This is a genomic window from Escherichia sp. Marseille-Q3837 (assembly GCF_916618735.1).
Taxonomy (GTDB): Bacteria; Pseudomonadota; Gammaproteobacteria; order Enterobacterales; family Enterobacteriaceae; genus Escherichia; species Escherichia ruysiae.
This window is the reverse complement of record NZ_CAKAKC010000001.1, coordinates 1,613,537-1,634,715: the sequence shown is the minus strand read 5'-3', so window position 1 is coordinate 1,634,715 and position 21,179 is coordinate 1,613,537. Positions and strand designations below refer to the sequence as shown.

The following is a 21,179-nucleotide window of genomic DNA, read 5'->3' as shown; positions in this document are numbered from 1 at the left end:
TTGCCTGATTAACGTTTTCCGCTGTGCAACCAGAACGGTTCCTGATTGTTTGCCTCATTACGGAAATGTTCAATTTCAATGCGTTGCCCGGTCGCAATGGCGTGACGCAGTCCCTGCCAGTTCTCCAGCCAGTCTTGCGTAACGAGAGGATCGTAGTAACCCGCCAGCAACAGTATTGAGTCAATATCACGCGTCAGACGTGGTAACTGGTCACGGTAGCGATCGCCTAACGGTTGGCAAAAAACGCTTTTCAGTTCAGCGGCATGGCGGGAAAGATGGATATCGGCAAAGCGTTTAAAGGAGTCGCTCATTTTGCCCTGCGCTTTGGCATCTAAAAACGGCTGCCAGGCTTTGCTGACCAGCCATTCGGTCAACGCCAGCTTCGCCATTGCCGTTTCGGTAGAGTAGACCGCCGTCACGGCAGAAACCGCAGAAGCAATGGTCGCCTCGCATTGGGTCAGCAGGTCACGTAAGTGAGTGCTCGCTTTTCTTGGCACAATACCACCGAACAGCATCAGCGTATGGCGAACAAGACCGATGGCTGCCAGCACCTGCTCTTTCGCCGCATCGTTGCCGCGCACCCACAGCTCTTCATGATATTGCCATTGCGCTAACGCCAGCTCCAGCGCCGCTTCCAGCCCCTGTTCCACATCGGCTTTTGCCGCAACATGCAGAATGGTGGTGGGTTTGATTTCACGCGTGGGATTGCCCTGCGCCAGATGATAGCCACGCGCTGCTTTACTCAGGCTGCCCTGGCGTAATCCGGTTTGCGATACCAGTTGGTTCGCCAGTTTCAGCACCGCGCGCGTTTCACCGCTAAGCAGCTCCAGTTCCAGCTCACAGATAGGTTCAGCAAATTCACCGGCTTTCACCTCGCCCTGATCGAGAGCGATTTCAATCTGGCTGCCATCGACCTCCACCAGCCATTTTTCGCGATAAAAATCGGTGCTGAACAGCGGCTGCACGCGGGACGCGAGATCGGCAGGTAACTCACCGTTTGGCCAGACTTCCGTCGGTAACTGCGCCAGATCGAGCGTCGGTTCACTCAACGCCACGTTATATTCCGGGCGCTGGTGCAATCCGCCCGTTACCCGTCCGGCAACTTTCATGGTCATCTCATAGCGACCGTTTTCGCCACGAATACGCAGCCCCATGTCGTGCCCACGCAACCAGTTATCCGGCGTTTCGTAGTAAATGTTCAGTAACTGCACGGGATCATGATGCTCGCCGCCCAGCGTATTGAGATGGTCACGCAACGCCTCAACGGCACTGTGATTAACAATAAACTTTAATTCGATTTCCTGAGCCATGGCCTTTACTTATCGGTTATGTCACATAAGTGACGATGAACGGCGAACTAAATGCGATCTTTTTTGTCAGTAGATAGTATTTTGCGCCAAATTGCCATGCAACGAGCATTTTGACGGGCGTAAAAGTTTGAGACAGTGGCAAAAGCTGACACAGAGGATTCTGATTGATACCGAATGCTTTGCGCAGCAACACTGATGCCACTACTATCGTTCCACTTTCCATGACAATAACGACAGCCTGATGCCAAAATTACGCCTGATCGCACTAACTTTACTCGCGCTTAGCGCCACTGCCGTCTCTCACGCGGAAGAAAAACGCTATGTTTCTGACGAACTGAATACCTGGGTTCGCAGTGGTCCGGGAGATCATTATCGCCTCGTGGGCACCGTGAACGCCGGTGAAGAAGTGACATTATTACAAACTGACGCCAACACCAATTATGCCCAGGTGAAAGACAGCTCCGGCCGTACCGCCTGGATCCCGTTGAAACAACTGAGTACTGAGCCAAGCCTGCGCTCCCGAGTGCCAGATCTGGAAAATCAGGTCAGAACCCTGACCGATAAGCTCACCAATATCGATAACACCTGGAATCAGCGCACCGCAGAAATGCAGCAAAAAGTGGCGCAGAGCGACAGTGTGATCAACGGGTTAAAAGAAGAAAATCAGAAGCTGAAAAACGAACTGATTGTCGCGCAGAAAAAAGTCGATGCCGCCAGCGTTCAGCTGGATGACAAACAGCGCACCATCATCATGCAGTGGTTTATGTATGGTGGCGGCGTGCTGGGACTTGGCTTGCTGCTCGGTCTGGTATTGCCGCACCTGATCCCAACGCGCAAACGTAAAGATCGCTGGATGAACTAAATCGCCTTCTTCGTTGCACTGTCTTATTATTAGGAATTGTGTATTTGACGAAGGGAAGATGGCGTGAAGATTTATCTGGTCGGTGGTGCGGTTCGGGATGCATTGTTAGGGCTACCGGTCAAAGACAGAGATTGGGTGGTGGTCGGCAGTACGCCACAGGAGATGCTCGACGCGGGCTACCAGCAGGTAGGCCGCGATTTTCCTGTTTTTCTGCATCCGCAAACGCATGAAGAGTATGCGCTGGCACGTACCGAACGGAAATCCGGTTCCGGTTACACCGGTTTTACCTGCTATGCCGCACCGGATGTCACGCTGGAAGATGATCTTAAGCGTCGCGATCTGACCATTAATGCGCTGGCCCAGGACGATAACGGCGAGATTATCGACCCGTACAACGGTCTGGGCGATCTGCAAAATCGTCTGTTGCGCCATGTTTCCCCCGCTTTTGGCGAAGATCCGTTACGCGTACTGCGCGTGGCGCGTTTTGCTGCGCGTTATGCCCACCTCGGTTTTCGTATTGCCGATGAAACTCTGACGCTGATGCGCGAGATGACCCATGCGGGTGAACTGGAACACCTGACGCCTGAACGGGTATGGAAAGAGACGGAAAGCGCCCTCACCACCCGCAATCCACAGGTGTTCTTCCAGGTACTGCGCGATTGCGGCGCACTTCGCGTTTTATTCCCGGAAATTAACGCACTGTTTGGCGTTCCGGCCCCTGCCAAGTGGCATCCGGAAATCGACACGGGTATTCATACCTTAATGACGCTCTCAATGGCGGCGATGCTGAGTCCGCAGGTCGATGTCCGTTTCGCAACTTTATGCCACGATCTCGGTAAAGGACTGACGCCGCCAGAACTCTGGCCGCGTCATCATGGTCATGGCCCGGCGGGTGTTAAGTTAGTGGAACAACTATGCCAGCGTCTGCGCGTGCCAAATGAAATTCGCGATTTAGCCAGACTGGTGGCTGAGTTTCACGATCTCATCCACACCTTCCCAATGCTGAACCCAAAAACCATCGTCAAATTATTTGATTCCATTGACGCCTGGCGTAAACCGCAGCGTGTCGAGCAACTGGCGCTGACCAGCGAGGCTGACGTGCGCGGCAGAACCGGCTTTGAAGCGGCAGACTACCCACAAGGCCGCTGGTTGCGCGAAGCCTGGGAAGTGGCACAGTCAGTGCCGACAAAAGCCGTCGTTGAAGCAGGATTTAAAGGTGTGGAGATTCGCGAGGAGCTGACCCGACGGAGGATTGCGGCGGTAGCCAGCTGGAAGGAACAACGTTGCCCAAAGCCTGAATGAGTATAAAACTAAACGTTAGCACGAACCGTCCCCTCGCCCCTTCGGGGAGAGGGTTAGGGTGAGGGGAACAGACCAGCACCGGTGCGAACAATCACCCTCACCCCGGCCTTCTCCCTACAGAGCGAGGGAGAAAACCAAGCCTGCTCCCGAACCTTTTCTCAATCAAAAGAACACAACGTACACCGCAGCCGCCACAATAAAGCGATAAATGGCGAACGGGATAAACGAAATGCGCTTAATCAGTTGCAGGAAGGTTTTAATCGCAATCAGTGCCACTACGAAGGCGGTGATAAACCCAACGGCAAACATCGGGATATCGCCGGTTGTCAGGAAGCCCCAGCTTTTGTAGAGATCGAGCGCCGTTGCGCCCATCATCATCGGCACCGCCAGCAGGAACGAGAACTCGGAAGCAGCGTAACGGCTCACCCCCATCAGCATCCCACCTGAAATGGTCGCCCCGGAACGGGAGAAACCCGGCCACAGCGCCAGACACTGGAAACAGCCAATCATAAACGCCTGACGATACGTCATATCATCCAGACCCGGCGCACGCGGCTCTTTCGGCTTCAGGCATTCAGCGGCAATCAGCAACAGACCGCCAACAACCAGCGCATACATCACATTTATCGGGTTAAACAACGACTTAATCGTATCGTGGAACAATAGCCCCAGTACCACCGCCGGGATCATCCCCAGCAAAATGTGGATCAGCGTTAACCGACCTTTGCTTTCTCCTTCGTGCTGCAACGGACGCCCAAAGTGAATGCCAATCAGGCCAAACAGACGCCGCCAGAACATCACTACTACCGCCAGAATTGATCCTAACTGGATCACGACTTCAAAGGTTTTCGCCGTGTCGCCCTCAAATCCCAACAAATGACCGACAATAATCATATGGCCCGTGCTGGATACCGGCAGAAATTCTGTCAATCCTTCGACCACACCCAATATTGCCGCTATCAGCAGCGAGTGCATATCGCTCATCAATAAACCCCTAAATTATAAAAATGTACCGCTTGTCCGAACTACTGCAGTATGACCAGGTTATAACCGTTTGGTTTAACAGCTGTAAAATTAATTATTTTCTTTCAGATTATTGCCACGCTCAATGATGACGCCAACATTCGCCGCACGCGCCACTGCGCCTGGCTTGCTGAGTTTGATACGCACCCACGGCGAGTTAAAGCGAGTCAACAGCAGCTCCGCCACCTCTTCCGCCACGCGTTCCACCAGTGCAAAACGCGCGCCCTCGACGTGGCTGACCACCGTTTCGGCAATGTCAGCGTAGCTGAGACAATCCGCCACATCATCGCTTTTCGCCGCTTTACGGTTATCCCACGCCATTTCGATATCGAACACCAACTTCTGTTCGATCGTCTGTTCCCAGTCGTAAACACCAATAGTGGTGATTACCGAAAGTTGCTCTATAAATACAATATCCATCACGTCCTGCCTGCTTTTTGGCTAACCGGATACCACTTCCGGCGAAATGTGCGTATTATCCACAGATTCATCGTTGAACACGAATTTTCAAAACGGAACAGCTTATGAGTGCAATCGCGCCTGGAATGATCCTCATCGCGTACCTCTGCGGCTCCATTTCCAGTGCCATTCTGGTTTGCCGCTTGTGTGGGCTGCCCGATCCGCGAACCAGCGGCTCCGGCAATCCCGGCGCCACCAATGTGTTACGTATCGGTGGCAAGGGAGCAGCCGTAGCAGTGCTGATTTTCGACGTTCTGAAAGGAATGTTACCCGTCTGGGGCGCGTATGAATTAGGTGTCAGCCCCTTCTGGCTAGGCTTAATTGCCATCGCCGCCTGTCTTGGACACATCTGGCCGGTTTTCTTCGGTTTTAAAGGGGGAAAAGGCGTTGCCACCGCTTTTGGCGCAATCGCACCAATTGGCTGGGATTTAACGGGTGTGATGGCGGGAACCTGGCTGTTAACCATTTTACTCAGCGGTTATTCGTCGCTGGGAGCGATTGTCAGCGCACTGATTGCTCCGTTTTATGTCTGGTGGTTTAAGCCACAATTCACCTTTCCGGTTTCTATGCTCTCTTGCCTGATCCTGCTGCGTCATCATGACAACATCCAGCGTCTGTGGCGTCGCCAGGAGACAAAAATCTGGACGAAATTTAAAAGAAAGCGCGAAAAAGATCCGCAGTGATTTCTGGCAGGTTTACAAAACCTGATAGCCTTCGGCGGGCTTGCCCAGCCGTTGCTGGCACCACGCCGCCAGAAACTCTACGCAGACGCGCAACTTCATACTGCGATAGAGTGGCTCCCGATAGACAGCCCAGATATTGGCGCTTTGTGCATATTCCGGCAATACTCGCACCAGTTTGCCACTCTCCAGAAACGGCAGCACATCCCATTCGGAACGCAGCATAATCCCTTTACCTTCCAGTGCCCATTGCAGCACTATCTCACCGCTGTTGGAGGAAAGATGCCCGCTTACCTTCACCGATTTTTTCTCCTGACCGTTCCCCAACTCCCATATTCCGTGGGTCATATCGCGCTCTTTGGTCACCAGACAGTCATGACGACTTAATTCCTGTAAGGATTGTGGCTGGGAATATTTTTGCAGATACTCAGGTGCTGCGCATAATATTCTTTTATTTTTTGTCAAAAGATGCGCAATATAATAATCAGGGATTTCATCATTAATACGAATATCCAGATCAATATTATCCTGCACTAAATCAATTTGCCGATCGAACAATTCAAAATGCACCTGTAACTCAGGGTAATTGCGCATCAGTTCGGTAATGGCTGGTGCAATATAACTGCGCCCAAAACCAAAACTACAGCCAATACGAATCATCCCCTCCGGGCGCGTTTTGATTTGCGTGACGTCATCGACCAGTCGCTGATATTGGGTGAGGATTTCCAGCGCATGTTCGTAACAACGTTGGCCACTTTCAGTCAGTGCCACGCCGCGAGCGGAGCGGTTAAGTAGCGTCGTTGCCAGCGTGTTTTCAAGGATTTGGATTCGTTTGGTGACAAATGCGGGCGTCTGCCCAAGCGTCGCCGCTGCGGCACTAAAACTGCCGCTATGGACGATTTCTACCAGTACCTGCAAGTCTTTGGCTAAAGGCCAGCTATTCAGCATCGTTAACTATCCGCAATTTTGACTGGCTCAGTGTATTTCGCAAAACATTTCCATTCCCTGCTCTGGCGCAATATTCATTCTTATTTTCGTGTTGATTCACGAACTGTTAATTACATTTTCACGGCGGCAAGAAATATAAAACCACATTTTTAGTGGTAGTTTGTGGTGGTGAATTTTTCCAGACAAATAGAAAAACTGGAGTTGCCATGATGAGCGAATGTAATAAACAACAGGCAGTGAATAAGTTGACGGATATTGTCGCTAACTTTACCGCCATGATTTCTACCCGAATGCCTGATGACGTAGTGGATAAACTAAAACAGCTTCGGGACGCCGAAACGTCGTCGATGGGGAAAATCATCTACCACACGATGTTCGATAACATGCAAAAAGCGATCGACCTGAATCGCCCGGCCTGTCAGGACACCGGCGAAATCATGTTTTTTGTTAAGGTCGGTTCCCGTTTCCCGCTGCTTGGCGAACTGCAAAGCATTCTTAAGCAAGCCGTGGAAGAGGCGACCGTCAAAGCGCCACTGCGCCACAACGCGGTGGAAATTTTTGACGAAGTGAACACCGGCAAAAATACCGGTAGCGGCGTACCGTGGGTTACCTGGGATATCGTCCCCGACGGTGACGACGCGGAAATCGAAGTTTACATGGCTGGCGGCGGCTGCACGCTACCTGGCCGCTCAAAAGTGTTAATGCCATCGGAAGGCTACGAAGGCGTGGTGAAATTCGTCTTCGAAAATATCTCCACCCTCGCCGTAAACGCCTGTCCACCGGTACTGGTAGGTGTAGGCATCGCCACCTCGGTGGAAACCGCCGCCGTGCTCTCACGTAAAGCCATTTTGCGCCCGATTGGCAGCCGCCATCCCAATCCGAAAGCGGCAGAGCTGGAGCTACGCCTGGAGGAAGGACTCAACCGTCTGGGAATTGGCCCACAAGGGCTGACTGGCAACAGTTCAGTGATGGGCGTACATATCGAATCTGCCGCTCGCCATCCGTCTACCATCGGCGTCGCTGTCTCTACCGGCTGCTGGGCGCATCGTCGCGGTACGCTGCTGGTTCATGCCGATCTCTCCTTTGAAAACCTTTCTCACACCCGGAGCGCGTTATGAAAAAGATCCTGACAACCCCGATCAAAGCTGAAGATCTGCAAGATATTCGCGTCGGCGATGTGATCTACCTGACCGGTACGCTGGTGACTTGCCGCGACGTTTGTCACCGCCGCCTGATCGAACTGAAACGTCCGATCCCTTACGATCTCAACGGCAAAGCGATTTTCCACGCAGGCCCCATCGTGCGCAAAAACGGCGACAAATGGGAGATGGTCTCCGTCGGCCCAACAACCAGTATGCGGATGGAAAGTTTTGAACGTGAATTTATCGAGCAGACCGGCGTGAAACTGGTGGTCGGCAAAGGCGGAATGGGGCCGCTGACCGAAGAAGGCTGTCAGAAATTCAAGGCGCTGCATGTAATTTTCCCGGCAGGCTGCGCGGTGCTGGCGGCAACCCAGGTGGAAGAGATTGAAGAAGTGCACTGGACAGAACTCGGGATGCCGGAGTCACTGTGGGTCTGCCGGGTCAAAGAGTTCGGCCCGCTGATTGTCTCTATTGATACCCACGGCAACAACCTGATAGCCGAAAACAAAAAGCTGTTCGCCGAACGCCGCGATCCCATCGTGGAAGAGATCTGCGAGCACGTCCACTACATCAAATAACCCTCACGGAGAGGTTCGCCCCCTCTCCTTTTTCGCAGGCATAACACGATGAAACCTTCCACTGAATGGTGGCGATACCTTGCGCCGCTGGCGGTCATCGCCATTATTGCTCTACTTCCGGTTCCCGCAGGGCTGGAGAGTCATACATGGCTCTACTTTGCTGTTTTTACTGGCGTGATCGTTGGACTGATCCTCGAACCGGTGCCGGGTGCCGTGGTGGCGATGGTGGGTATCTCCATCATCGCCATTCTCTCGCCCTGGCTGCTGTTTAGCCCCGAACAGCTCGCCCAGCCAGGCTTTAAATTCACCGCTAAATCCCTCTCCTGGGCGGTTTCCGGTTTTTCTAATTCGGTTATCTGGCTGATTTTCGCCGCCTTTATGTTTGGCACTGGCTATGAAAAAACCGGACTTGGACGTCGCATCGCGCTGATTCTGGTGAAAAAGATGGGGCATCGCACACTGTTTCTCGGCTATGCGGTGATGTTCTCCGAGCTGATCCTGGCACCTGTAACACCTTCCAACTCAGCGCGCGGTGCGGGGATTATCTATCCCATCATCCGTAACCTGCCGCCGCTCTATCAATCACAGCCGAACGACAGCAGTTCGCGCAGCATTGGCTCCTACATCATGTGGATGGGGATTGTTGCCGACTGCGTGACCAGCGCCATTTTCCTGACGGCGATGGCACCTAACTTGCTGCTAATTGGACTGATGAAAAGCGCATCTCACGCCACGCTGAGTTGGGGCGACTGGTTCCTCGGGATGTTGCCGCTCAGTATTTTACTGGTTCTGCTGGTTCCCTGGCTGGCTTACGTGCTATACCCACCGGTACTGAAGTCTGGTGATCAGGTGCCGCGTTGGGCAGAGACGGAACTGCAAGCGATGGGGCCACTCTGTTCGCGTGAAAAACGGATGCTGGGGCTGATGGTGGGCGCGCTGGTGCTGTGGATTTTCGGCGGTGATTATATCGATGCTGCGATGGTCGGTTACAGCGTGGTGGCACTGATGCTGCTTCTGCGCATTATCAGCTGGGACGATATTGTCAGTAATAAAGCAGCGTGGAACGTTTTCTTCTGGCTGGCCTCGCTAATCACCCTCGCCACCGGACTCAACAACACCGGTTTTATTAGCTGGTTTGGCAAACTGTTAGCAGGCAGCTTAAGTGGTTATTCGCCGACGATGGTGATGATGGCGTTGATTGTGGTGTTTTATCTGCTGCGCTACTTTTTTGCCAGCGCCACGGCGTATACCTCCGCTCTCGCGCCGATGATGATTGCCGCCGCGCTGGCGATGCCGGAAATCCCGCTGCCGGTGTTCTGCCTGATGGTTGGCGCGGCAATTGGTCTGGGGAGCATTCTTACGCCATACGCCACCGGGCCCAGTCCGATTTACTACGGTAGTGGTTATCTGCCAACGGTGGATTACTGGCGACTGGGGGCGATTTTTGGGCTGATATTCCTCGTGTTGCTGGTGATTACCGGCTTACTGTGGATGCCCGTGGTGTTGCTTTAAGTGAGGACGGTGCCGGAAATTGCTCTCCGGCACCCAATAGTTTTACGCAGCGGGTAACTCCGCCAGCGGCCAGCGCGGACGCACGCTAACGCCGAGATCCGCCGTCGCGCCTGCTTTAAACCGCACCATTCCGGCATAGGCGATCATCGCGCCGTTATCAGTACAAAATTCCGGACGCGCGTAGAACACTTCGCCGCGACGCTTTTTCATCATTTCCGCCAGTTTCGCCCGCAGCGTGCGGTTAGCACTCACGCCGCCTGCCATTACCAGTCGCTTAAAGCCCGTCTGATCCAGCGCACGCTTACACTTAATCATCAGCGTATCGACCACCGCATCTTCAAAAGCGCGGGCGATATCAGCACGCGTCTGGTCGTCGGTGCCGTTATCACGAATCGTGTTCGCGGCGAAGGTTTTCAGACCAGAAAAGCTGAAATCCAGCCCCGGACGGTCGGTCATCGGACGCGGGAAGACAAAGCGCCCGGCAGTACCCTGAGCCGCCATTTTCGACAGCAGCGGCCCGCCTGGATAATCCAGCCCCAGCAGCTTCGCGGTTTTATCAAACGCTTCACCAGCGGCATCATCAATGGACTCGCCGAGCAGCTCATACTGACCAATGCCGGTAACGCTGATTAACTGCGTATGACCGCCGGAAACCAGCAATGCGACAAACGGAAATTCCGGCGGGTTATCTTCCAGCATCGGTGCTAACAGATGCCCTTCCATATGGTGCACCGGAATCGCCGGAACGTTCCAGGCAAACGCCAGAGAACGTCCCACGGTCGCACCAACCAGCAGCGCGCCGACTAATCCTGGGCCTGCGGTATAGGCCACGGCATCAATATCTTTTGCCGTCAAACCAGACTCTTTCAGCGCCGCCTGGATCAACGGTACGGTTTTACGCACGTGATCGCGGGAGGCCAGCTCAGGCACCACGCCGCCGTAGTCAGCGTGTAATTTCACCTGACTATACAATTGGTTGGCTAACAAACCTTTTTCATCGTCGTAAATGGCGATGCCGGTTTCATCGCAGGAAGTTTCAATACCCAGTACACGCATGACTTGTTTTACCTCGCTTTATTACCGCGCAGTGTAGGACCAATGCGGGTTGATGTAAAACTTTGTTCGCCCCTGGAGAAAGCCTCGTGTATACTCCTCACCCTTATAAAAGTCCCTTTCAAAAGAGGTCGCGGTGCTTTACAAAGCAGCAGCAATTGCAGTAAAATTCCGCACCATTTTGAAATAAGCTGGCGTTGATGCCAGCGGCAAACCGAATTAATCAAAGGTGAGAGGCACATGCCGGTAATTAAAGTACGTGAAAACGAGCCGTTCGACGTAGCTCTGCGTCGCTTCAAGCGTTCCTGCGAAAAAGCAGGTGTTCTGGCGGAAGTTCGTCGTCGTGAGTTCTATGAAAAACCGACTACCGAACGTAAGCGCGCTAAAGCTTCTGCAGTGAAACGTCACGCGAAGAAACTGGCTCGCGAAAACGCACGCCGTACTCGTCTGTACTAATTCCCTGAGAGCGTTGCTCTCCGATCAGACCGAGTTGTAGTTGTAAGGCCGTGCTTCCGAAAGGAATGCGCGGCTTATTTTCGTTTATGAATTGCTAAAAATCGGGGCCTATGGCTGGACGAATCCCACGCGTATTCATTAATGATCTGCTGGCACGCACTGACATCGTCGATCTGATCGATGCCCGTGTGAAGCTGAAAAAGCAGGGCAAGAATTTTCACGCGTGTTGTCCATTCCACAACGAGAAAACCCCGTCATTCACCGTCAACGGTGAGAAACAGTTTTACCACTGCTTTGGATGTGGCGCGCACGGCAACGCGATCGACTTTCTGATGAACTACGACAAGCTTGAGTTCGTCGAAACGGTCGAAGAGTTGGCAGCAATGCACAATCTTGAAGTGCCATTTGAAGCAGGCAGCGGCCCCAGCCAGATAGAGCGCCATCAACGGCAAACGCTTTATCAGTTGATGGACGGTCTGAATACGTTTTACCAACAATCTTTACAACAACCTGTTGCCACATCTGCGCGCCAGTATCTGGAAAAACGCGGATTAAGCCACGAGGTCATCGCCCGCTTTGCGATTGGTTTTGCGCCCCCCGGCTGGGACAACGTCCTGAAACGGTTTGGCGGCAATCCAGAAAATCGCCAGTCATTGATTGATGCGGGCATGTTGGTCACCAACGATCAGGGTCGCAGTTACGATCGTTTCCGCGAGCGGGTGATGTTCCCTATTCGCGATAAGCGCGGTCGGGTGATTGGTTTTGGCGGGCGCGTGCTGGGCAACGATACCCCAAAATACCTGAACTCGCCGGAAACTGATATTTTTCATAAAGGCCGCCAGCTTTACGGTCTTTATGAAGCGCAGCAGGATAACGCTGAACCCCAGCGTCTGTTGGTGGTCGAAGGCTATATGGACGTGGTGGCTCTGGCGCAATACGGTATTAATTACGCCGTTGCATCGCTGGGTACGTCAACCACTGCCGATCACATTCAGTTATTGTTCCGCGCGACCAACAATGTCATTTGCTGTTATGACGGCGACCGTGCAGGTCGCGATGCCGCCTGGCGGGCGCTGGAAACTGCGCTGCCTTATATGACAGACGGCCGTCAGTTACGCTTTATGTTTTTACCCGATGGCGAAGACCCAGACACACTGGTGCGCAAAGAGGGTAAAGAGGCGTTTGAAGCGCGAATGGAGCAGGCAATGCCGCTCTCCGCGTTTCTGTTTAACAGCCTGATGCCGCAGGTTGACCTGAGTACCCCTGACGGGCGCGCACGTTTAAGTACGCTGGCGCTGCCACTGATTTCTCAGGTGCCAGGAGAAACGCTGCGCATCTATCTTCGTCAGGAATTAGGCAACAAGTTAGGCATACTTGATGACAGCCAGCTTGAACGATTAATGCCGAAAGCAGCAGAGAACGGCGTTTCTCGTCCTGTTCCGCAGCTAAAACGCACGACCATGCGTATACTTATAGGGTTGCTGGTGCAAAATCCAGAATTAGCGACGTTAGTCCCGCCGCTTGAGAATCTGGATCAAAATAAGCTTCCTGGACTTGGCTTATTCAGAGAACTGGTCAACACTTGTCTCTCTCAGCCAGGTCTGACCACCGGGCAACTTTTAGAGCACTATCGTGGTACAAATAATGCTGCCACCCTTGAAAAACTGTCGATGTGGGACGATATAGCAGATAAGAATATTGCTGAGCAAACCTTCACCGACTCACTCAACCATATGTTTGATTCGTTGCTTGAACTGCGCCAGGAAGAGTTAATCGCTCGTGAGCGCACCCATGGTTTAAGTAATGAAGAACGCCTGGAACTCTGGACATTAAACCAGGAACTGGCGAAAAAGTGATTTAACGGCTTAAGTGCCGAATAGCGATCGGGAAGCCCCCGACAGCCGCACTGAGAGGCAGCGGCAATGATATAAGTACGCCCTCGTAATTATCGTTGGCGGTAAATAACCGTTGGATTTCAGTATTAACGTCTGAATGATATCCGGTCAATCGCCCAACACCAACCTCATGAAATAAGTGTGGATACCGTCTTATGGAGCAAAACCCGCAGTCACAGCTGAAACTTCTTGTCACCCGTGGTAAGGAGCAAGGCTATCTGACCTATGCCGAGGTCAATGACCATCTGCCGGAAGATATCGTCGATTCCGATCAGATCGAAGACATCATCCAAATGATCAATGACATGGGCATTCAGGTGATGGAAGAAGCGCCGGATGCCGATGACCTGATGCTGGCTGAAAACACAGCAGACGAAGATGCTGCCGAAGCCGCCGCGCAGGTGCTTTCCAGCGTGGAATCTGAAATCGGGCGCACGACTGACCCGGTACGCATGTACATGCGTGAAATGGGCACCGTTGAACTGTTGACCCGCGAAGGCGAAATTGACATCGCTAAACGCATCGAAGACGGGATCAACCAGGTTCAATGCTCCGTTGCTGAATATCCGGAAGCGATCACCTATCTGCTGGAACAGTATGATCGTGTTGAAGCAGAAGAAGCGCGTCTGTCCGATCTGATCACTGGCTTTGTTGACCCGAACGCAGAAGAAGATCTGGCACCAACCGCCACTCACGTCGGTTCTGAGCTTTCCCAGGAAGATCTGGACGATGACGAAGATGAAGACGAAGAAGATGCCGACGACGACAGTGCCGACGATGACAACAGCATCGACCCGGAGCTGGCTCGCGAAAAATTTGCTGAACTGCGCGCTCAGTACGTTGTAACGCGTGACACCATTAAAGCGAAAGGCCGCAGCCACGCTGCCGCTCAGGAAGAGATCCTGAAACTGTCTGAAGTATTCAAACAGTTCCGCCTGGTGCCGAAGCAGTTTGACTACCTGGTCAATAGTATGCGCGTCATGATGGATCGCGTTCGTACACAAGAACGTCTGATCATGAAGCTCTGCGTTGAGCAGTGCAAAATGCCGAAGAAAAACTTCATCACCCTGTTTACCGGCAACGAAACCAGCGATACCTGGTTCAACGCGGCAATTGCGATGAACAAGCCGTGGTCGGAAAAACTGCACGATGTCTCTGAAGAAGTGCATCGCGCCCTGCAGAAACTGCAGCAGATTGAAGAAGAAACCGGCCTGACCATCGAGCAGGTTAAAGATATCAACCGTCGTATGTCCATCGGCGAAGCGAAAGCCCGCCGTGCGAAGAAAGAGATGGTTGAAGCGAACTTACGTCTGGTTATTTCTATCGCCAAGAAATACACCAACCGTGGTCTGCAGTTCCTTGACCTGATTCAGGAAGGCAACATCGGTCTGATGAAAGCGGTTGATAAATTCGAATACCGCCGTGGTTACAAGTTCTCCACCTACGCAACCTGGTGGATCCGTCAGGCGATCACCCGTTCTATCGCGGATCAGGCGCGCACCATCCGTATTCCGGTGCATATGATTGAGACTATCAACAAGCTCAACCGTATTTCTCGCCAGATGCTGCAAGAAATGGGTCGTGAACCGACGCCGGAAGAACTGGCTGAACGTATGCTGATGCCGGAAGACAAAATCCGCAAAGTGCTGAAGATCGCCAAAGAGCCAATTTCCATGGAAACGCCGATCGGTGATGATGAAGATTCGCATCTGGGGGATTTCATCGAGGATACCACCCTCGAGCTGCCGCTGGATTCTGCGACCACCGAAAGCCTGCGTGCGGCAACGCACGACGTGCTGGCTGGGCTGACCGCGCGTGAAGCGAAAGTTCTGCGTATGCGTTTCGGTATCGACATGAACACCGACCACACGCTGGAAGAAGTGGGTAAACAGTTCGACGTTACCCGTGAACGTATCCGTCAGATCGAAGCGAAGGCGCTGCGTAAACTGCGTCACCCAAGCCGTTCTGAAGTACTGCGTAGCTTCCTGGACGATTAATCGGTAAGCCGGATAGGCGTTTACGCCGCATCCGGCACTTATCCCTCTGCACAAACGCCACCTTTTCGGTGGCGTTTTTATCGCCCACGCACGACCAGCGCCTGATCCAGTTCCCGATACGCCTCAACCAGTTTCTCCAGTGAAACGCGGCTTAAACCGCTGGGATTCGGCAACACCCAAATCTGCGTCGAACCAATGGTGAGCGTTTGTTTCCCCCATTGTGCACCGCGCTGGCTGAATCCCTGTTCATATGCTTGTTTGCCCAGAATCGCCAACGCTTGCGGCTGATAATCTTCAATTTTTTCAATCAGCTTGCGCCCGCCTGCGTGCAACTCCTGCTTTGAAACTTCATTGGCTTGCACCGTTGGACGATCTACCAGTTTGGTAACACCGCAACGATAATCCAGCAGATGCTGCGCTTCCTGTGGCTTCAACTGACGGTCGGTAAATCCGGCCTGATAAATCACCTTCCAGAAGCGATTTGCCGGATGGGCAAACGGAAAGCCAGACTCTGCGGAAGAAAGGCCCGGATTGATGCCACAAAACACCACACGCAATCCTGGCGCAAGAATATCGTCAACCATATTAACTCCTGAACAACACAACCCGCAGGAAGTATAACGAATTGAAAACACGTTGTTTATAAAAACAGCAGCCGCGCGCTAATGGCTGGATCGCGGCGCGGAGTTACTTTATAATCCGCTACCATGGCCCCTTAGCTCAGTGGTTAGAGCAGGCGACTCATAATCGCTTGGTCGCTGGTTCAAGTCCAGCAGGGGCCACCAGATACCGCAAAGGCTGACGAGAAATCGTCAGCCTTTTTTCATATATCAATTACTTTGCGTGCCAGTAAGCTGCTGCACGTACCCGCTGTGGGTCATATTGTTCTGCTTCAAAGCGGCGGCTTAAATTCTTAACCACTTTGCCTTCGCCGGTTATCCAGATGAAATAATCATCGGCAGGAATTTCCAGCTGCGCCAGACGCGCGTCCACCGCCTGCTCATCATGCGCCAGCCACTCGATGTTAAAACCGTCAAGGTGCGCGAGATAATCCTGACAGGCGTTATCCCGCACGCTGACCAGCGCGGTAACTTGCGGTTTAACGGCAAGTTTGCTCAACGTTTCCAGGCGGCGGCGCAGTGCGGGCATTCCGGATTCATCACAGACATACAGCTGATACGCGTAATCTTCCGGCACCACCAGCGAACCACGCGGTCCGGCTACTGTGAGTTTATCGCCCGGTTGCGCCTGCATCGCCCAGCCGCTGGCGACACCGCCGTCATGAATAAAAAAATCGATCGCCAGTTCATGGCGCTGCTCATCATACAGTGGCGTATAGTCGCGCGACGGCGGGCGTGACCCTTCCGGCCAGACGATACCCTCTTCTGTTACCGTTGGCGGTACAAAGTGAGCGTCAGGTTGAGGAAAGAAGAGTTTGCTGTGATCGTCAAAACCGCGCGACGTAAAACCGTCCAGTGCCTCGCCGCCGAGGACAATGCGCTGAAAACCGGCGCTGATGCGCTCAACACGCAGTACAGTCAGTTCACGGAAGCGCAGATCATTACGAACGCGCTGTGGGTAGCGGGGAGAGTTATTCATTGTTATCGCCTTCGTGATGGTAATCAGATATATCTAAATAAAATTCGCAAATGATAATGATTGTTAATCATGATAAATGCAAGCAATTTGTAGTACTGATATATCTGAAGTATGTGAAGCCATTCAGCACCGTAGCAAGGCTGCCGGATGCGGCGTGAACGCCTTATCCGGCCTACATGTTGAGTACATCTGAGTTTAAAAATCATTTTTGTACTTGCAGCAATGCTCATATCAGATATAAATTAGATATATCTAATTAAGCAAAAGGAGGCTGATATGAGCCATCATCACGAAGGGTGCTGTAAACATGAAGGCCAGCCACGCCATGAAGGCTGCTGCAAAGGTGAGAAGTCAGAACACGAGCACTGCGGGCACGGTCACCAGCATGAACACGGTCAATGCTGCGGTGGTCGCCACGGTCGCGGCGGCGGTCGTCGGCAGCGTTTCTTTGGTCACGGTGAATTGCGCCTGGTGATTCTGGATATTCTCTCGCGCGATGACAGCCACGGTTATGAGTTGATTAAAGCGATTGAGAATCTGACCCAGGGGAATTACACCCCAAGCCCGGGCGTCATCTACCCGACGCTGGATTTTCTCCAGGAGCAGTCGCTAATTACCATCCGCGAAGAGGAAGGCGGCAAAAAACAGATTGCGCTGACCGAACAGGGCGCGCAGTGGCTGGAAGAAAACCGCGAACAAGTGGAGATGATTGAGGAACGCATCAAAGCGCGTTGCGTTGGTGCGGCGCTGCGCCAGAACCCGCAAATGAAGCGGGCGCTGGATAATTTTAAAGCGGTGCTGGACCTACGTGTCAACCAGAGCGATATCACCGACGCGCAGATAAAAAAGATCATTGCGGTGATCGACCGCGCCGCTTTTGATATTACGCAACTGGATTAATCACCGATTGCCGGATGCGGCGTAAACACCTTATCCGCCTACCCACCCGTAGGCCTGATAAGATGCGCCAGCATCACATCAGGCATTGTGTACCAACTGCCGGATGCGGCATACCGATTAATGCAGCACCGTCACCGCGTCTTCCAGTCGGCTGGCGCGGTGTTTTACCATCGCCGACACCTGCGCGCTCTCCTCCACTAGCTCGGCGTTTTTCTGGGTGATCAGGTTAAGCTCATCCACCGCACGGGTCAGGCTGGAAAGCCCATCAGCCTGTTCCAGCGTTGAATGGCTAATCTGAGCAATTAACTGGGTGACGTTTTTTACCTGCACCACAATATCGTCCATCGTCCGCCCGGCGGCGTGTACCTGTTGCGAACCGGATTGCACCTTATCTGCACTGGCATCAATTAGCTTGCGAATATCGTTGGCAGCATTGGCGCTACGGCTGGCTAAATGACGTACCTCCCCAGCCACCACCGCGAAACCTTTGCCTTGTTCTCCGGCGCGCGCCGCTTCCACCGCCGCATTCAGGGCGAGGATATTGGTCTGAAACGCAATATCGTTAATCAGCGAAGTTATGGTGCCAATGCGCTGGGTACTGTCGGCGATATCATCCATCGTTTTGATCACCGTGGTCATCGCTTCCCCGCCCTGCACTGCTGCATTACTGGCAGTGATAGAAAGTTTATCGGCAGCCGACGCCGTAGCAGAGTTCTGTTTCACCGACGCCGCCATCTGGTTCATGGTCGCCACCGTTTGCTGAACGTTATCAACTGTCTGCTGGGTATGTTCGTTCAGTTCATCAGTGCCTTTCGCCAGCGTCTCGCTGCCGTTTCTGACACTGGACACCTGGCTTGAGACATCATTAATTAGCCAACGGCACATCAGGCCAAGTTGCCCTACCGCGCGTAATGTCAGCCCCAGCTCATCGCTGCGATTCAAATGCTCAACACTATTACGTTCTCCGGTCGCCACCTTCAGTGCCTGACGGGCAACATTTTCTATCGGGCGTACAATCTGCCATTCAAAACAGGCACTTGCCAACAACATCACTAGCGCACAGAGGAAATACGTCACCACCGGGGCAGCAACAAACCAGAGCATTGCCGCCAGCACGATAAACATCAGCGCCATCACTCCACGCGCCCGCCAGCGAAGCGGCAATGAAGGCTGTTTTCCCAGCCAGCCTTTACGCACCACCAGACCTTTATGAATACGCTTATTTGTACGTCCGGCATTCAGCGCCTTGTACAGCGGCTCTACCGCTGCGATCTCGTCATCCGTCGCCCGTGTACGAATCGACATATAACCACTGATTTTGCCCTCACGCACCATCGGCACCACATTCGCCCGCACCCAATAATGATCGCCATTTTTGTGCCGATTTTTCACAATACCACTCCAGGGTTCCCCCTGCTTCAGGGTGTACCACATATCAGCAAAGGCCGCTTTCGGCATATCCGGATGGCGCACCATGTTATGCGGCTGTCCCTGTAACTCTTGCAAGGTATAGCCGCTAACCTGCACAAAAGTGTCATTAGCATGTGTGATATAGCTTTGTAGATTGGTAGTAGACATCAGAGTGGTATCGTCAGCCAGCGGGATATTTTGCTGGGTGACATACGAATGAGAAGACATAATCGCGTCCTGTGCAGGTTATATTGTTGTTAACTTCTTGTCAGAAGTTATGTCGGCTCCGGTGAGGTTATCTTTAGTGGTTTAATTTGATTTAGATCGCAATTTTCGATTAAAGCACAAAACCTAATTCCTTGATTTAAAATACTTTCACTTGGGTACTATCCCGGCACGTTTATTATATTGCCCAACAATCAGGCAATTATTGCCCTGACATAGTGCATTTCCTCCTGGATAGCAGGAGGTGCGCCCGATAAAAATCGTTCAAAATAACAGCGAATGTTAACAAACAGCATTAAATATTGCATGAATGATAACCGCATTTATGTTTATCCCGATTTTCGCGATCGCAGCCGGAGTGGCGCAATCCCTGCAATACTTAAATCGGTATCATGTGATACGCGAGCCTCCGGAGCATATTTTGAACAGGTTACCTTCGAGCGCATCGGCTTTAGCGTGTAGCGCCCACGCCCTGAATCTCATTGAAAAGCGAACGCTGGATCATGAGGAGATGAAAGCACTTAACCGGGAGGTGATTGAATACTTCAAAGAGCATGTCAATCCGGGGTTTTTAGAGTATCGCAAATCTGTTACCGCCGGCGGGGATTACGGAGCCGTAGAGTGGCAAGCGGGAGGTTTAAATACGCTTGTCGACACCCAGGGACAGGAGTTTATCGACTGCCTGGGAGGTTTTGGCATTTTCAACGTGGGGCACCGTAATCCAGTTGTGGTTTCCGCCGTACAGAATCAACTTGCGAAACAGCCGCTGCACAGCCAGGAGTTGCTAGACCCATTACGGGCGATGCTGGCGAAAACCCTTGCCGCGCTAACGCCCGGTAAACTGAAATACAGCTTCTTCTGTAATAGCGGCACTGAGTCCGTTGAAGCGGCGCTGAAGCTGGCGAAGGCTTATCAGTCACCGCGCGGCAAGTTTACTTTTATTGCCACCAGCGGCGCGTTCCACGGTAAATCGCTTGGCGCGCTGTCAGCCACGGCAAAATCGACCTTCCGCAAACCGTTTATGCCGCTGCTACCGGGCTTCCGTCATGTACCATTTGGCAATATCGAAGCCATGCGCACGGCTCTTAGCGAGTGCAAAAAAACCGGTGATGATGTGGCTGCGGTGATCCTTGAGCCGATTCAGGGCGAAGGTGGCGTCATTCTGCCGCCGCCGGGCTACCTCACCGCCGTGCGTAAGCTGTGCGATGAGTTCGGCGCACTGATGATCCTCGATGAAGTACAAACGGGCATGGGGCGCACGGGCAAGATGTTCGCCTGTGAGCATGAGAACGTTCAGCCGGATATTCTGTGTCTGGCAAAAGCCCTCGGCGGCGGCGTGATGCCGATTGGCGCAACCATCGCCACTGAAGAGGTGTTCTCAGTCCTGTTCGACAACCCGTTCCTGCATACCACCACCTTTGGCGGCAACCCGCTGGCCTGTGCGGCGGCGCTGGCGACCATCAATGTGTTGCTGGAGCAGAACTTACCGGCTCAGGCTGAACAAAAAGGCGATATGTTGCTGGACGGTTTCCGCCAACTGGCGCGGGAATATCCCGATCTGGTGCAGGAAGCGCGAGGTAAAGGGATGTTGATGGCGATTGAGTTTGTTGATAACGAAATCGGCTACAACTTTGCCAGCGAGATGTTCCGCCAGCGTGTGCTGGTCGCCGGCACGCTCAACAACGCCAAAACGATCCGCATTGAACCGCCACTGACGCTGACCATTGAACAGTGTGAACTGGTGATCAAAGCGGCGCGTAAGGCACTGGCGGCCATGCGAGTAAGTGTCGAAGAAGCGTAATATCAAATCGGATGGCGATGCAACGTC

Annotated in this window: 19 protein-coding genes and 1 tRNA gene; 12 read left to right on the top strand and 8 right to left on the bottom strand. The window is 52.9% G+C overall.

Annotation, left to right across the window (positions count from 1 at the left end; translation table 11 throughout):
- Positions 1-8 precede the first annotated feature (8 nt).
- Positions 9-1,310 (bottom strand): inorganic triphosphatase, encoded by a 1,302-nt coding sequence (gene ygiF, locus LG381_RS07685; RefSeq protein ID WP_225762213.1) that lies wholly within the window; start codon positions 1,308-1,310, stop codon positions 9-11.
- Positions 1,311-1,551: 241 nt separating this feature from the next.
- Between ygiF and LG381_RS07680 the strand changes: the two genes are divergently transcribed.
- Both LG381_RS07680 and cca read left to right on the top strand, forming a co-directional pair.
- Positions 1,552-2,172 carry a TIGR04211 family SH3 domain-containing protein gene (locus LG381_RS07680; protein WP_001125317.1) on the top strand — a complete coding sequence of 207 codons (621 nt, stop codon included), beginning with the start codon at positions 1,552-1,554 and terminating at the stop codon, positions 2,170-2,172.
- Between the two features lie 63 nt (positions 2,173-2,235).
- Positions 2,236-3,474 carry a fused tRNA nucleotidyltransferase/2',3'-cyclic phosphodiesterase/2' nucleotidase/phosphatase Cca gene (gene cca, locus LG381_RS07675; protein WP_225762212.1) on the top strand — a complete coding sequence of 413 codons (1,239 nt, stop codon included), beginning with the start codon at positions 2,236-2,238 and terminating at the stop codon, positions 3,472-3,474.
- Between the two features lie 162 nt (positions 3,475-3,636).
- On the opposite strand, the gene bacA is transcribed toward cca, so the two are convergent.
- The gene (gene bacA, locus LG381_RS07670) at positions 3,637-4,458 is read right to left on the bottom strand and encodes an undecaprenyl-diphosphate phosphatase (protein ID WP_001305111.1); all 822 of its coding nucleotides are present in this window, start codon (positions 4,456-4,458) and stop codon (positions 3,637-3,639) included.
- Positions 4,459-4,548: 90 nt separating this feature from the next.
- Entirely contained in the window at positions 4,549-4,917 is a 369-nt protein-coding gene (gene folB / locus LG381_RS07665) for a bifunctional dihydroneopterin aldolase/7,8-dihydroneopterin epimerase (RefSeq protein ID WP_010347879.1), read from the bottom strand.
- 104 nt (positions 4,918-5,021) lie between these two features.
- On the opposite strand from folB, the gene plsY reads away from it, so the two are divergent.
- On the top strand, positions 5,022-5,639 hold the full coding sequence (gene plsY / locus LG381_RS07660; RefSeq protein ID WP_001272794.1) for a glycerol-3-phosphate 1-O-acyltransferase PlsY: 618 nt from the start codon (positions 5,022-5,024) through the stop codon (positions 5,637-5,639).
- A 12-nt stretch (positions 5,640-5,651) separates the two neighbouring features.
- On the opposite strand, the gene ttdR is transcribed toward plsY, so the two are convergent.
- A complete protein-coding gene (gene ttdR, locus LG381_RS07655; RefSeq protein ID WP_000935221.1) occupies positions 5,652-6,584 on the bottom strand; it encodes an L-tartrate utilization transcriptional activator TtdR in 933 nt (310 codons plus the stop codon).
- A gap of 206 nt (positions 6,585-6,790) precedes the next feature.
- Between ttdR and ttdA the strand changes: the two genes are divergently transcribed.
- From ttdA to ttdT, 3 genes are read left to right on the top strand one after another with little or no spacing between them, the layout of a single operon-like run.
- Entirely contained in the window at positions 6,791-7,702 is a 912-nt protein-coding gene (ttdA, locus tag LG381_RS07650) for a L(+)-tartrate dehydratase subunit alpha (RefSeq protein ID WP_000986723.1), read from the top strand.
- A complete protein-coding gene (gene ttdB, locus LG381_RS07645) occupies positions 7,699-8,304 on the top strand; it encodes a L(+)-tartrate dehydratase subunit beta (RefSeq protein ID WP_000722957.1) in 606 nt (201 codons plus the stop codon). The genes ttdA and ttdB overlap by 4 nt, the downstream gene beginning before the upstream one ends.
- A gap of 48 nt (positions 8,305-8,352) precedes the next feature.
- Positions 8,353-9,816, top strand: coding sequence for an L-tartrate/succinate antiporter (gene ttdT, locus LG381_RS07640; protein ID WP_225762211.1), 1,464 nt, complete (start codon positions 8,353-8,355; stop codon positions 9,814-9,816).
- Between the two features lie 42 nt (positions 9,817-9,858).
- Here the strand turns inward: ttdT and tsaD are convergent, their stop codons facing one another.
- Positions 9,859-10,872, bottom strand: coding sequence for a tRNA (adenosine(37)-N6)-threonylcarbamoyltransferase complex transferase subunit TsaD (tsaD, locus tag LG381_RS07635; RefSeq protein WP_001264365.1), 1,014 nt, complete (start codon positions 10,870-10,872; stop codon positions 9,859-9,861).
- A gap of 237 nt (positions 10,873-11,109) precedes the next feature.
- Between tsaD and rpsU the strand changes: the two genes are divergently transcribed.
- The 3 genes from rpsU (at position 11,110) to rpoD (ending at position 15,217) form a co-directional block, all read left to right on the top strand.
- Positions 11,110-11,325: a 30S ribosomal protein S21 gene (gene rpsU / locus LG381_RS07630; RefSeq protein ID WP_001144069.1), complete on the top strand. Its 216-nt coding sequence runs from the start codon at positions 11,110-11,112 to the stop codon at positions 11,323-11,325.
- Positions 11,326-11,435: 110 nt separating this feature from the next.
- Entirely contained in the window at positions 11,436-13,181 is a 1,746-nt protein-coding gene (gene dnaG, locus LG381_RS07625) for a DNA primase (protein WP_000918843.1), read from the top strand.
- Positions 13,182-13,375: 194 nt separating this feature from the next.
- On the top strand, positions 13,376-15,217 hold the full coding sequence (rpoD, locus tag LG381_RS07620) for an RNA polymerase sigma factor RpoD (protein WP_000437367.1): 1,842 nt from the start codon (positions 13,376-13,378) through the stop codon (positions 15,215-15,217).
- Positions 15,218-15,294: 77 nt separating this feature from the next.
- Here rpoD and mug read toward each other — a convergent pair whose 3' ends face one another.
- Complete coding sequence (mug, locus tag LG381_RS07615) at positions 15,295-15,801, bottom strand: G/U mismatch-specific DNA glycosylase (protein WP_000227303.1); 507 nt, start codon at positions 15,799-15,801, stop codon at positions 15,295-15,297.
- Positions 15,802-15,926: 125 nt separating this feature from the next.
- Here mug and LG381_RS07610 point away from each other — a divergent pair.
- Positions 15,927-16,002: transfer RNA gene (locus tag LG381_RS07610), tRNA-Ile, on the top strand.
- Between the two features lie 49 nt (positions 16,003-16,051).
- Here the strand turns inward: LG381_RS07610 and nfeF are convergent.
- Entirely contained in the window at positions 16,052-16,816 is a 765-nt protein-coding gene (nfeF, locus tag LG381_RS07605) for an NADPH-dependent ferric chelate reductase NfeF (RefSeq protein WP_225762210.1), read from the bottom strand.
- Positions 16,817-17,092: 276 nt separating this feature from the next.
- On the opposite strand from nfeF, the gene nfeR reads away from it, so the two are divergent.
- Positions 17,093-17,716: a DNA-binding transcriptional regulator NfeR gene (gene nfeR, locus LG381_RS07600; RefSeq protein WP_000018005.1), complete on the top strand. Its 624-nt coding sequence runs from the start codon at positions 17,093-17,095 to the stop codon at positions 17,714-17,716.
- A 117-nt stretch (positions 17,717-17,833) separates the two neighbouring features.
- Here the strand turns inward: nfeR and aer are convergent, their stop codons facing one another.
- A complete protein-coding gene (aer, locus tag LG381_RS07595; protein ID WP_000094747.1) occupies positions 17,834-19,354 on the bottom strand; it encodes an aerotaxis sensor receptor Aer in 1,521 nt (506 codons plus the stop codon).
- A gap of 418 nt (positions 19,355-19,772) precedes the next feature.
- On the opposite strand from aer, the gene ygjG reads away from it, so the two are divergent.
- Positions 19,773-21,152, top strand: coding sequence for a putrescine aminotransferase (gene ygjG / locus LG381_RS07590; RefSeq protein WP_001309772.1), 1,380 nt, complete (start codon positions 19,773-19,775; stop codon positions 21,150-21,152).
- Positions 21,153-21,179: the final 27 nt, after the last annotated feature.